The 12,944-nt window shown below is 50.7% G+C and carries 13 protein-coding genes and 1 riboswitch; of the genes, 2 read left to right on the forward strand and 11 right to left on the reverse strand.

The genetic code is table 11. The features are described 5' to 3' along the window. The 8 genes from AC50Y5_RS22910 to AC50Y5_RS22945 all read right to left on the reverse strand — a co-directional run bounded on the left by AC50Y5_RS22910 (window position 1) and on the right by AC50Y5_RS22945 (window position 8,675). Window positions 1–651 (reverse strand): precorrin-8X methylmutase, encoded by a 651-nt coding sequence (locus AC50Y5_RS22910; RefSeq protein WP_056037965.1) that lies wholly within the window; start codon window positions 649–651, stop codon window positions 1–3. A 40-nt stretch (window positions 652–691) separates the two neighbouring features. Further along, complete coding sequence (cobK, locus tag AC50Y5_RS22915; RefSeq protein ID WP_494863911.1) at window positions 692–1,459, reverse strand: precorrin-6A reductase; 768 nt, start codon at window positions 1,457–1,459, stop codon at window positions 692–694. Window positions 1,460–1,462: 3 nt separating this feature from the next. Continuing rightward, window positions 1,463–2,623 carry a sirohydrochlorin chelatase gene (locus AC50Y5_RS22920; protein WP_494863912.1) on the reverse strand — a complete coding sequence of 387 codons (1,161 nt, stop codon included), beginning with the start codon at window positions 2,621–2,623 and terminating at the stop codon, window positions 1,463–1,465. 24 nt (window positions 2,624–2,647) lie between these two features. Further along, on the reverse strand, window positions 2,648–4,489 hold the full coding sequence (gene cobJ, locus AC50Y5_RS22925; RefSeq protein WP_494863913.1) for a precorrin-3B C(17)-methyltransferase: 1,842 nt from the start codon (window positions 4,487–4,489) through the stop codon (window positions 2,648–2,650). A 165-nt stretch (window positions 4,490–4,654) separates the two neighbouring features. After that, window positions 4,655–4,804: riboswitch (cobalamin riboswitch) on the reverse strand. Between the two features lie 136 nt (window positions 4,805–4,940). Next, the gene (locus AC50Y5_RS22930; protein WP_046233152.1) at window positions 4,941–5,210 is read right to left on the reverse strand and encodes a hypothetical protein; all 270 of its coding nucleotides are present in this window, start codon (window positions 5,208–5,210) and stop codon (window positions 4,941–4,943) included. A gap of 24 nt (window positions 5,211–5,234) precedes the next feature. Continuing rightward, window positions 5,235–5,708, reverse strand: a complete 474-nt coding sequence (locus AC50Y5_RS22935) for a DUF6376 family protein (RefSeq protein WP_056037975.1) — start codon at window positions 5,706–5,708, stop codon at window positions 5,235–5,237. A 217-nt stretch (window positions 5,709–5,925) separates the two neighbouring features. Beyond that, window positions 5,926–6,249 (reverse strand): hypothetical protein, encoded by a 324-nt coding sequence (locus AC50Y5_RS22940; RefSeq protein WP_056037977.1) that lies wholly within the window; start codon window positions 6,247–6,249, stop codon window positions 5,926–5,928. A 185-nt stretch (window positions 6,250–6,434) separates the two neighbouring features. Continuing rightward, window positions 6,435–8,675, reverse strand: a complete 2,241-nt coding sequence (locus AC50Y5_RS22945) for an MMPL family transporter (protein ID WP_494863914.1) — start codon at window positions 8,673–8,675, stop codon at window positions 6,435–6,437. 135 nt (window positions 8,676–8,810) lie between these two features. Here AC50Y5_RS22945 and AC50Y5_RS22950 point away from each other — a divergent pair, with 135 nt between their 5' ends. After that, complete coding sequence (locus AC50Y5_RS22950; RefSeq protein ID WP_056037982.1) at window positions 8,811–9,425, forward strand: TetR/AcrR family transcriptional regulator; 615 nt, start codon at window positions 8,811–8,813, stop codon at window positions 9,423–9,425. A 158-nt stretch (window positions 9,426–9,583) separates the two neighbouring features. Here AC50Y5_RS22950 and AC50Y5_RS22955 read toward each other — a convergent pair whose 3' ends face one another. Further along, entirely contained in the window at window positions 9,584–10,372 is a 789-nt protein-coding gene (locus tag AC50Y5_RS22955; RefSeq protein WP_099520601.1) for an undecaprenyl-diphosphate phosphatase, read from the reverse strand. A gap of 207 nt (window positions 10,373–10,579) precedes the next feature. Between AC50Y5_RS22955 and AC50Y5_RS22960 the strand changes: the two genes are divergently transcribed. Then, complete coding sequence (locus tag AC50Y5_RS22960; protein WP_056037986.1) at window positions 10,580–11,113, forward strand: hypothetical protein; 534 nt, start codon at window positions 10,580–10,582, stop codon at window positions 11,111–11,113. Here AC50Y5_RS22960 and AC50Y5_RS22965 read toward each other — a convergent pair. Together AC50Y5_RS22965 and AC50Y5_RS22970 are read right to left on the reverse strand one after the other, a co-directional pair. Next, window positions 11,108–12,394 carry a hemolysin family protein gene (locus AC50Y5_RS22965; RefSeq protein WP_494863915.1) on the reverse strand — a complete coding sequence of 429 codons (1,287 nt, stop codon included), beginning with the start codon at window positions 12,392–12,394 and terminating at the stop codon, window positions 11,108–11,110. The genes AC50Y5_RS22960 and AC50Y5_RS22965 overlap by 6 nt on opposite strands. Before the next feature lie 158 nt (window positions 12,395–12,552). After that, window positions 12,553–12,912: a Lin0512 family protein gene (locus tag AC50Y5_RS22970; protein ID WP_056039034.1), complete on the reverse strand. Its 360-nt coding sequence runs from the start codon at window positions 12,910–12,912 to the stop codon at window positions 12,553–12,555. Window positions 12,913–12,944: the final 32 nt, after the last annotated feature.

The following is a 12,944-nucleotide window of genomic DNA, read 5'->3' on the forward strand; positions in this document are numbered from 1 at the left end:
TTACACTTGGCGCTCTGCCAGCAGGGAAATCGCGTTAACCGCAGCCACGGCAACCGGGCTCCCGCCCTTTCGTCCGAGATTCGTAATGAACGGAATGTCCAGCTTGGCAAGCTCCTCCTTCGATTCTGCTGCCGATACGAAGCCGACAGGCACGCCAACGATAAGGCCAGGCTTGGCTTCGCCATTTTTCACCAGTCTAATTAGCTCCAGCAGCGCCGTAGGTGCGTTTCCAATCGCATAAATACCGCCGTCCGCTTCACGAATCGCCTTGCGAATGGAAATAATCGCCCGCGTCGTATTGAGGCGCTTCGCCTCCTCCATTACATCTGCATCCGATATGTATACGCGCACGTCGCCGCCAAACTTCTCAATGCGCGGCTTGCTGATGCCAACCTGAACCATCTGCACATCGGCAACGACAGGCTTGCCCGCAAGGATCGCTTTAATGCCCGCCTGAACCGCATCCTTATGGAACATCATGCTGCGCCCCAGCTCAAAGTCTGCCGAAGCATGAATAACGCGCTGGACAACGGCATATTGCTCATCCGTGAACGGGTGCTCCCCAAGCTCCTCGGTAATCATTTCAAAGCTGCGTGCTTCAATTTCCTGCGGCTGTACAGTAAGCGGTTTAAAATCCGTCATAAAATCCATGTTTTTCGCTCAGCTCCTTCAATCTTGATCTAACGTTTATTTATTTCAACATTTCCTTTAATGTATCACTTATTTCGTCAAAGCGCGAAAAAACATGCCCATAGGCAAGCTTAGGGCGCCCAATAATAATCGTCTCAATACCCATTTCAAGCGCAGCTTCCAGCTTCTCGTCCACAGAGCCAACTTTGCCGCTCTCCTTCGTAATCATCAGCGTCACGCCGAATTGCTCATAAAGAGCGCGGTTGAGCGCTTTGGAAAATGGACCCTGCATCGCAACGATATGCTTTTGCGGCAGTCCCAGCGCTTCGCATTTCTCCATATTGTCAAGGCGCGGCAGCATACGGGCGATTAGCGTAACGTCAGGCAAGCCTAGCAGACGCTCGGTAAAAACCTGGAGCGTTTTGCTGCCTGTCGTCAGCATCACGACGCCGCCCTTGGCAGCCGCCATTTCGGCTGCTTCGGCATAATCATCCGCATACTGAATCAGCGGCTGTCCATCAAAGGTCAGGCTCTCGCGCTCATAGCGAATATATGGCACCGATGCTTGCTCGGCCGCCGCCATCGCATTGCGATGCGCCTCCTCGGCAAAAGGATGGCTGGCATCAACGACAGCCTGTACCTGATTTTCCTTCAGGTAAGCGGCCATCTCGTCTGCGGTCAGCCGACCTACTCGCACGTCAAGTCCGGCTTCCTTCAAGCTGCTTGCCGCACTGTCGGTCACAACCGAAGTCAGCACGCTATAGCCCTGCGCCTTAATTTGCACGGCGAGCTCCCTCGCATCGCTTGTTCCACATAGCATAAAAATCATCGCTTAACCCTCCCCGACAAGCGTAGCCGCCTTGGACGGATCATTTTTCTTCTGCGAATCTTCCTTGGCATCATCGGCAGCAAGCTCACCGATTTCAAGATGCTCGTGCTCGTGGTGATCATGGTCATGTTGGTCATGATTATGCTCGTGCGTATGGCCCTCATGATGCTCGTGATCATGCGCATGGTGATCATGATCGTGACGATGGTCATGGCCGTGATCATGCGCATGGTGATCATGATCGTGACGATGGTCATGGCCGTGGTCGTGTGCATGGTGTTCATGACCATGGTCGTGATCATGATGATCATGGTGGTGGTCGTGATGGTCGTGATCGTGATCATGGTGGTGGTGATGGTCATGATCTTTCATCGCTTGCAGGCGGAACTGGCACATATCGCAGTTCATCTTCACTTCGTCCTGCAGCGCTTCTGCTGCGCGGTCTTTCAAAATCTCTTTAAGCAGCGGGTGGAAGCCGAAATATTCTGCAAGCACAAATTCCGTATCCGGATATGCAGCCGTATATTGCTCCATCGCCGCTTCCATCCGTTTAATTAAGACACCGGTAAACAGGAAATAAGGCAGTATAATGACTTTGCGCGCGCCCAGCTTGAGGCAGCGCTCTACTCCTTCATCCATCAAAGGTGCCGTAACGCCAATAAAGGCGGTTTCGACCCATTTCACTTTTAGACGCTCCCAGAACAAGCGGGAAATTTTGAATAGCTCACTGTTCGCATCCGCATCGCTGCTGCCCCGGCCGACGATCAAAATGGCCGTATCCGCAAGCTCGCTTTCCTCTGCGGCAACCGCTTCGCCAAGGCGGGAGGTCAAAATTTCCAGCACCTGATCGTGGACGCCAATTGGCCGTCCATAAATAATATTTACAGCTGGGTAACGCAGCTTTGCCTCATCAATTGCTGCTGGCATATGCAGCTTTGCATGCCCTGCCGAAAATAACGTAATCGGAATGACGGCGATCCGGGTCGCCCCTTTTGATACGCAAATATCAAAGCCCTGCTTCATCGTCGGCGTGACAAACTCCAGAAAGCACAGCTCTACCAAATCTGCTTTCAGTGTTGAAGCTACAGAGGCGACAAACTCGCGTACCTCTTCATTGCCTCTCTCATCCCGGCTTCCGTGCCCTACAAACAAAACCGCATCCATCTTCCTTCATCTCCCTTGCTGTCGCTAGTCTCCGCACAATGCGTCTTCGATATGAAAAACAGGCAGCTCCTGATAGCGATAGCCTTCTATTTGACCCATTCGTTTGAAAAATTTATGAAAGCGCTCATTCGGATGGCCTTCCGATTTATAAAGCGCAATAATGCGTTCAATCAGTGGCACGATTTCGTCGACGGCAATGCCTTCGGCAACCGGCTGCGCGGCATGCGCGTTGCGGCCGACGGTTTTGCCGCCGAGGAACAAATCGAATTTGCCACGGCGATACACGATGCCGATATCCTCGTTAACTGCGCCATAACATGCCATGCCGCAGCCATTGAACCCGACACGCAGCTCCTTCGGCATTGCCATGCCGCCGATCTTGTCTTGCAGCTCATCGGCATAAGGCACCGATTCCGCCTTCTCCAGATTGCAAAAATCGCAAGCCTTCAATTGCAGTACATCACCGATTGGAGCTAGGCTGAGCCCATCCGCGCGCAGCTTCGCCGTCACACTGTCCGGGTCCGATGTTGGAATCCGCACCAGCAAATGATGATGCGGCGTATATTCAATCGAACCCTTCTCGCCAACAGCCTGCGCCAATGCTACGAGCTGCTGGGGCGTGAAGTTTTTTGTCGCGACACCTGGGCTTACGGCAAACTCAAGTACCGATTGCTGCGCAAACACAGGCATAGGGCTCGATACTGCGCCAAACGCCGCACTAGGCTCGATCCCCTTGCTGCGATCATTCAGGAGAACCGCTTCCATCGCCAAATGCAGAGGCGATACTGCAGGTGCCGGGGCAGCCTCTGCCCTCATTGAAACGGCTGTATTTATTGGGGCTGGGGCCGGCTTCACGGGCGCAACCGGGGGGGCTACTGCAACCGCCACTCCGCCGCCCTGTCCATTATCATTTCTCGGTTCATCTGGCGCAACCGCCTGCGGCTCCTCCCGCTCGAGCAGCTGGTCCGTCGCGTCATATTCATCCGCACGATAGCCCCCGTCCGCTGGAAGCTCAGGCATTCCTGCCGTATGAAGCGCCCACGGCTCATTCTTCTCTTGCAGACGCTGGTGGGGCTTCAAAGGCTGCGCGCCTTCGCCAAGCGTATATTTGCGCTGATAGCCGCGCGGCGTAATCATTAGCCCGTCATAATTGACGGTCGTCGAGTTGCCGATGACGACTGTTGTCAGCATGCCGATATCATGGTCAAGCATACGGGCAAGCGTCGTCACGACAATGTCTTCACGGTCGCGGTACGCGCTTTTCACAATGCCTACCGGCGTATCTGGCGAGCGGTATTTGAGCAAAATCCGCTGAGTCTCCACGATTTGCCGCGTTCTTCTGCCGCTGCGCGGGTTATAAAGCGCAATGACGAAATCCGCTTGTCCGGCCGCTTCTACCCTGCGCGCAATCAGCTCCCAAGGCGTCAAATGATCGCTCAGGCTGATCGTGCAAGCATCATGCATTATCGGCGCGCCAAGCAGGGATGCTGTCGAGTTAATGGCAGAAATGCCGGGAATCACTTCAACCTCTACCCCGCCATTACGCTTCCAGCCTTTCTCAATCAGCACCTCATACACGAGTCCTGCCATGCCGTATACGCCCGCATCGCCGCTTGATATAACGGCTACCTTCTTGCCGTTCTCCGCTTGGCGCACCGCTTCCTGCGCCCGGCTGACCTCCTCTGTCATCCCCGTACGCACAATCGCCTGATCGCTGATTAGCTCCCGAATCAAGTCGACATACGTGTTGTAGCCGATGACAATATCGCTCTCCTGAATCGCTTCACGGGCGCGTTTCGTAATATGCTCGAAGCTCCCTGGGCCGAATCCGATAATTAACAGCTTGCCGACGCCTGCTTCACTCATTGATGCCCAACTCCTTCTATGTAGCAATTTACAATTTCTATCCAACAAAAAAAGCACCTCTAACGATATGTGTTAGAAATGCTTGAAAAGACCAATGTCCTTGTTAAACGCAGACAGCGAAGGGCCATCCAATCTCTAACACCTTCCTAATATCCACGTAGGTTTACAGTGTCGTTGAAATAAGCAGGTCTCCTGGCTTTGAAGCGTTAGGACGCTTCATACAGTGGCGGGTCCGCGCCGGTCTCTCACCGACTTCCCTATTAAGTCAACTTGGGCGCTTTGGCGCCTGCTGACACTTATTCCCTTCCTATTAAATTGTAATCTTAATGATAACATTAGATTGTATGATCGACAAGTGCGTTTATGCCATCAGCCTTGGCGCAAATAGAGCCGGCGCAAGCACGGACAGCATGTCCAGGCTGACACCAGCTCTATTTTTTACCGGAGCTATTTATTTCTTCTCAAGCGTTTCCCAAGCTGCATTCACGAGGGAATCAAACAGTTCATCGTCCTCTTCCAGCTCATCCTCAACCGCCAAAAGATCTTCTTCCTTGCCCGATTCATTCAGAAAAAACAAACCGTAGCCCCACTCTGTCGCCTTGCGGCTATGAAGGGTAATTTCGTATTGGTTCGTCTGGCCCTCTACTTCAAAATGAACCTTGCCTACGAAACCGGATTCCTTGGAGTTCGTCATGCTAGCATGCAAAATATTTACTTTCATCTTCCACTCTTCCTCTCTTTACCGTTACGATACCAGCTGCTGAAGTTGATTCACTTGATTTAACAGCTCGTTGATTTTGTTAATCGTATTTGGAATTTCCGTTGCGTCAATCAATGCTTTGCCGTCTTCGATCTGCTTCAGCACCGCATCAATGCTTTCCTGCAGCTTCAAATTATAATCGACCACGGACTGATGGACGTCCTTGGCAAAATCCGGCGCGTGCAGCTCGCCAAACTGCTTGATGGACTCCTGCACAGCTACCAGCTGTTCTTTATAATCAGCGCGTGCACTCGCATCGTTTACGGCTTGCTCCGCAAGCTGCGTCGCCTGCTCGCTGAAATTTGTCAGCGTCTGCATGTACGTTGCTGCTCCCGTCACATATTCGGCCGAGTTTGATACGGAATTGACCGTCTGCTTGGCTTCCTCAAATAACGAGCATCCTCCTAATAATAACATTCCAATGATTAAAAGTATGCTTTTTCCTGAACGAATGGCCATGTTTAATCTCTTCCTTTCCGCCTGTCTTACACAGAGCACTACTTATACGGCAGATGCGTCCAAACGGTTGCATTTCGTCTTATCATTAAGCTTGTCCATCATTTAATAGAAAAATAAAACATGAGGCCGCAGATAGCTAAAATGCACGCTGGCTATTGTTCGCGTCTGCGGCATAACGATGCAGCCCTATCATTAAGCTGCGCCACTCCTTTGGCAGCTAACGCTTCGACTTGAAAGCATGCTGGCGCCATATGACGACGATAATGAGAAATAAAGCAATGACACCTGTAAGCAGCCACCCGGCCTGCTCATCGGTCAACTGATCCCCGGGAGCGGTTGCAGCCGGATCTGGAGCCTCATGACCCGCATGTTCATTACAGGGGGAGTCGGTTGGCGATGAGGCGGCAGCATTCGTCTGCTGCTCATTATTTGCAGGAGTACAGACATCTGCTGCGGACACGGATAGCGATGCGGAACTCCAGAGGCTTATTCCAATAAACAGGACTACGATAAATATTAGACGAAGGAACCTCTTTCTCATTTTGGCGAACCTCCTTTGCGCTTTTCGTTTCCCCTCATTTTATTCCTGTGCGCCCAGAACGGAAGCTTGGCCTATGGAATTTTCACACCTGTACATATATTAGCAGCAAAATAAAAAGCGCCTTTCCCTCCTGGTCATGCCGACCAGACAGAAAGGCGCTTTGCTGCTGCAAATAATAATGCGATTTAAACGATTTGCCTATGCTTGCCAGACTTGCTTTGTTCTTCTCCCACTAGCTCTGCCCTAGCCGGCCAGAAGGCTCTATTGCCAAGCAGCGTTGTAATGGCCGGCACGAGGAACGGTCTCACGATGAACGTATCCATCAGCACACCAATCGCTGTAATTACGCCGAACTGCACCAATACTTGAATAGGCAGCGTCGCTAGCACTGCGAACGTAGCAGCAAGGATCAACCCTGCGGACGTAATGACGCCGCCAGTCTCTGCGACACCTTCACGAATGGCTTGCTTGAGCGGCATTTTCGCTTTTTTCTTCCAAATGCTCGAGATCATAAAAATGTTATAGTCCTCGCCAAGAGCAATGAGGAACACGAAGGCGTACAGCGGAATCGCTCCTTGAATCGCTTCTGCCCCCATCCCATAATGCAATACAATCCAGCCGAGGCCTAAAGCAGAGCCAAATGACAATAACACGGTGGCGATTAAATAAAGGGCTGCAACGATGGAGCGCAAATAGACAATCAGCAGCACTAAAATCATCCCAATAACGAGTGGGATAATAACTTTATTGTCCCGATCGGTCAACAGCTGGGAGTCATGCTGCGTTGCTGTCTGTCCGCCTACCCACACTTTAGACTCCGCATCCGAAACTCCTACTTTATCCAATGCTTCCTCCGCCGCTCCGCGAAGCAGCGGAACCAGATCCATGGCCTCCTGTGAATAAGGATTAATGTTTAGCGTAACCTGAACGGACTGCAAATTCGGGTCCTCTTCACTTTGAACCGGCTCCGATACGGAATCAACGAGATCCATATCCGAAAGGCTGGCGACAAGCTCCACTGGCTTGCCATCGGTTTGAGCCGCCACGGTTATAGGAGCCAATTGGCCTGGTGTGAAAGCTGTTGAAATCGTATCAAAACCTTCACGCGACGGCATAGCTTTCGGAAAGGAAGACAATAAATCATACGTAAACTTAACCTGTGGAGCAAAACCAGCCAGCGCACCGAGAAAAATAACGCTCGCGATAACAACGGTCCAAGGCTTCGCCACGACTAGGCTTCCTACTGCTGTGCCTAGCTTGCTGCCTTGGCGACGCGGGCGAAACGGCTTGCTGCGCTTCTCTGCCCGCTGCTGCTGCATTCCTTCGGTGCGAGGAATGAACGGGAAGAAAGAAGCTCTTCCCATAATCGACAATAGCGCAGGCACGAGTGTCAGGCTCGCAATGCCCATAATGAAAATCGACAAGCTGAATGGGATAGCAAAGCGCTGGTAAGCACCATATTTGGCGGCAAGCAGCGCCAGCAAGGACAGAACGACCGTGAAGCCGCTCATCGCAATCGCTCCTGATGCATCACGGAAAGCGATTTTGAGCGCCGTCATCTTATTGTCTTCCCGCTCCAGCTCTTGGCGGAAATGTGCAATAAAGAACAGGCAGTAGTCTGTGCCTGCACCAAACAACAGCACCGTCATGATCGAAATGGCTTGGGCATCTACTGTAATCCAGCCCTCTGATGCAAGCCAGCCGAGAATGGGGCTCGTAACCAAATAAGCGAACCCTACGCCTACAATCGGAACGACCGCTAAAATAGGCGAACGATAAATAAGCAGCAATAGAATAAGTACAATCAGCACCGTAGCAATAAGCAGCGATACATCCGCTCCTTTAAATAATGCCGATGCGTCCACCTGAATGCCCACAGGACCGCTGATTCTTGCACTCAGCGCGTCAACACCAGTTGTTGCTGCGTCAAACGGGCTCGTGCCGCCTGCCGCTTCTTTAACAAGCCCTTGCAATTTCTCCAAATTGCTGCGCAAAATTTCCGTATCCGCATTTTCTGCAAATGTAATCGGTTGAACAAGCGTGCCTCCGTCTTCCGATGCCAGCTTTGAGAGCGCAGGAGCCGGCATTTGATGCAGCGGCAGCAATTCTCCTTGTTCTGGCAGCGGCTGCTCGCTGAGGAGCTGCGACGTTTTCTGAATGAGTGCATAATCCTCTTCCGTAAGCCCGGCATCCCTATGCCATACGAGCAGGGCGGGCACACCAGCCCCATTCGGGAATTTATCCTTCATTAATTGATCTGCAAGCACGGACGGGCTGACTGTTTCCAGATTAGGCGCATTATTTTTCTCTTGCCCACCAACAGCAGGAAGCCACATTGTTAAAGCCCCTGCAAGCACGATCCATACGATTACGGTGATCCAGCGTGTACGGCGGCCCGCAACCGCACTGCCTAATTTCTCTAGCATTACTCCCATCCTCCGTTTCACATCTTCAGTCATTTGGTTTAAAATAGATTTTGTAGACTAAATTAATTATATATACTCGAAGGTTAATTAATCAACTGCTTTTATTACAATTACATGAACATGGAGGGTCACGACATGGTAAATGAACAAGAAAAGCGCAAACCTGGCCGTCCAAAAGGCAGCAGCACCGCTCAAACGATGGAGAAAATTTTATTTACGGCATCGTATCAATTTATGGAGCTTGGCTTCGAGAAAGTATCGCTCGACGGCGTTGCCAAAGCATCCGGCGTTACCAAGGCAAGCGTCTACTACTATTTCAATAATAAAGCGGTGCTTTTTACCGAGGCGATTTTATTCGTCTTAAATATCGCTTATCAGCAAACGCGTAAAATCATTACCGGTCCCGGAGAGCTTAAGGACCGACTGCTTATTGTCGCTGAACGGCATATGGCGAACGCCCATGTCGACTTTGAAACGATGATGCGCGAAGCGGCTTCAGGCCTCACAGAGGAGCAAACGTTATCAATCCGTGCCGGAGAATCACGGCTCCATGAGCTGCTCGCTGACATTTTTCAAGAGGCAATGGATAAAAAAGAGCTGGTTTCAGGCAATCCGCTGCTGCTGGCCCACGCCTATACCGCAATGCTGAGCATCCGCAACCGTAAAAAAGTTGTCAATGATGAAGCTTCACTCAAGCAAACGGCGCGTGAGCTTGTAGAACTATTCTGGCATGGCGCCGCCCCCCATTAGTACGTGCGCCAGCTAGGAGGAGCTAGGCGGGCGTTTTCACGATCATTCAGCTATACGCAGACGCTTGCCGCGAAACCATAAAAAAAGACTCCCTTCAGCCTCCAAGGGCCAAAGAAAGTCTTCTAATGATTTAAGCTGCTGCTTTGTCCTGGCACCGGCTACAAAATAATAAAAGCAAACACGATGGCAAGCGCAAAACGGTAGTAGGCGAACCAAGATAAACGCAGCTTTTTGATTAAATTAATAAAGGTAACGACAGCAATGAGCGCTACGATAAACGCGGTAATGAAACCAATCAAAAACAACGGCATATCCGCCATCGTCAGAAATTCACGGCTTTTAATCAGATCAATTCCGCTTGCTCCCGCCATCATCGGCACCGATACGATAAACGTAAATTCTGCAGCTGCCTTCTGGCTCGCCCCGAAAAACATGCCCCCCGATATCGTCGATCCGGAACGCGAGAAGCCCGGCCATAGCGCCAGTACCTGAAAGCAGCCAATCGCAAGGGCCTGCTTGTACGACAGGTCATCCAGCTCTTCAGCTGTTACTTTCCGCTTAATCCGGTCAGCGAAGATCATCAGAATACCGCCTGCGACGAGACCAACCAATACCGTAGTTGTACTAAACAAATATTCTTTAATAAATCCATGAAATACGACACCGATTAGACCTGCCGGAAGCATAGCAAGCGCAATATGCAGCGCGTTCATCCCGGATGATTTGGAGAAGTTGAAGTTCAATAGCTTCAAGAACCTTTTGCGATAAAGCACCAGCACGGCCAGCACCGCTCCAAATTGAATGACGACCTCAAAGGTTTTCGCACGGTCTCCTGTAAAGTTAAGTAAATCCGCGAGTAAAATGAGATGCCCTGTCGATGATACAGGTAGAAACTCCGTCAAGCCTTCCACGATTCCCATCAGAATCGCATTTAATAAATCCACCATTCTCCTGCCTCCTGCATCCTAATCTCTAATTTCTAATTTCTAATCTCAAATAAACTCTATTATTGTAACACATGACTTCCGCCAAGTCTTGCTCAGCAAGTCCCAGATTTTCGACAACGAAAGCTTGGTTTTTGCAACTAGTTGTAAGGGCCTTCCGTATTAGTGGTGTGATATTTTCAACGTATGCCAAGAAGGGAGCCTGCACTATTGAATCAACAAGAAAACATGCCAAATAGCCCACTCCATAAAAGAGAAGGCGACCCGCTCGCGCTCACCAAGAGCGAAGTGATTATGCAACCGGATATTACCGCTCAATTAAGCGGCACATGGAAAAAGCTCTCGTTTTGGATAAAAATGACGGCTGCTCTAACGATGCTGTTCGGCTTGTTTCAAACGTTCGCCAGCCTGCTGCAATTTGGCCTCGGAACGATTGCTGGGCTGCTGGAAATCAGCATCGCCGTCGTCTTGTTCCTGCTAGGGAAACAGGTAAGCAAGCTTGCTGGCCATTCGGATGAAAATGCGATGCTCAAGCTGGCGCAGCGGCTGCTGCTTTATTTTCGGCTGCAAGCCGCCTTTATCGTTACGTTCGCTATCGTCTTCATCATCATTGTCGTGACCGTCATTCATTTTCTCGTGGACTGGGACTGGGCCATTAACCTTATGCAGCACGGGCGAAAAATGAACAAGCTGCTCCTGCGGCTGGAAAGCTTGTATAACACCGTTGCAGGCTGGTTCTCATAACGAACTGGAGACGATAATTTCGATTTTGCGAATGCGATGCGTCTCTTTTTCGCGAATGATGAATGTCAGCTCCGCAAACGTCCACGCCTCCCCTACAGGGAGGTCGGGCATTCGGTTAAACAGCCAGCCGCCAATGGAATCCACCTCTTCACTTTCTAAATGGCTTCCCGTCGCTGTATTCACCTCGCTAATGAGCGCATTGCCATTTACCATGAACCTCCCCTCCCCTAGCTGGTCGATTTCCTTCACTTCATCCGCATCAAATTCATCGCGAATTTCGCCTACGATCTCCTCGATAATATCTTCAATCGTAATCAGCCCCGATGTCCCGCCATATTCATCGAGCAAAATCGACATATGCACCCGTTCCGTTTGCATCGTTCGCAGCAGCTTTTTAATTGGCATAACCTCCGGCATAAACATGACCGGCTGCATGAGCGAGCTTACCTCGGTCGTCTTCTGATCCACATAATGCATAAAAAACTGCTTCGTATTAATGACGCCGATAATATTATCCTTGCTCCCCTGTGCCACTGGAAAACGCGTATATTGCTCGCGTTTGATGGTCGCAACATTTTCATCATGCGGCTTATCGCTATACAAGCACACCATGTCGGTGCGCGGCACCATAATTTCTCTCGCCAGCCGCTCGTCGAATTCAAAAATCCGATTCACATAGCTGAGCTCGCTTTTATTGATTTTGCCGCTTTCGTAGCTTTCGGACATAATCAGGCGGATTTCCTCTTCAGAATGGGCTTCATGCTCCGTAGCAGGCTTAAAGCCCACTAATCGCACCAGCCCATTTGCTGACCCATTCAGCACCCATATAAACGGAAAAAACAGCCGGTAAAACCAAATGATAAGCGGCGCCGTGAGCTGGCTAATTTGCTCAGACTTAATAATGGCCAGTGTCTTCGGCGCAAGCTCGCCAAGCACGACATGCAAGTAGGTCACAAGACTAAAGGATACGATAAAGGACAGCACATCGGCAAAATCACCCACGACGCCCCAATGATGCAGCAGCGGATGCAGCACCTCATGAATCGTCGGCTCACCGAGCCAGCCAAGTCCGAGCGCTGTAATTGTAATCCCTAGCTGGCAAGCAGATAAATAGCCGTCCAAATTGTTAATGACCTTTTCTACCGCAGCCGCGTTTTTCGCGCCTTCGGCTACCATCTGATGCACGCGGCTTGCCCGTAAACGGACGACAGCAAATTCAGTCGCCACAAAAAAAGCGGTGAAAATAAGCAAAATTACGAATACCGTCAGCTTCCAAATCATGCCGAATCTCCTCTGCCATTTTGGACTATGCCCTATTGTTTCCATGAACGGCGAAAATCATTACAAATGGCTCGGCTGAAAAGAAAAAGCCCGCAAGGCAAGCTGTAAAGCTACAGCTGCCTGCGGGCTTTTTATAAGAAGCATGGACTAATTTCGGACTAATATCCTACCTCAACGGATGCATTGACAATGTAGATCAAATCATTGCGGTCCGCCTTGTCCGGAAGCACAATGCCGCTTGTCGTCAGCATGCCGCCGTCCACAAGCTCCACAGTCACCGTCCCATAAGGGAGCACCGCTTTCACTTGCTCGATATCCAGCAGCTCCTTGTCGCAAGGAACAGCAAGGCGCACTCTGACCTTCATCGCATCCAGCGTTCCGCCAGGCAAAATTTCAAGCAGGCCAGGCATCGAATTGTGATGAATCGCATTTTGCACAGCCCGTACCGCCGCTTTCGTAACGTCTTGACCATGCAGGTCGCAGCCCATGCCGATTTCAATAAACAGCAGCTTTTCCATCGTTGCTCCTCCTTTATATTCCTTATTGCTTA

The organism is Paenibacillus sp. JT22N7, assembly GCF_059383875.1.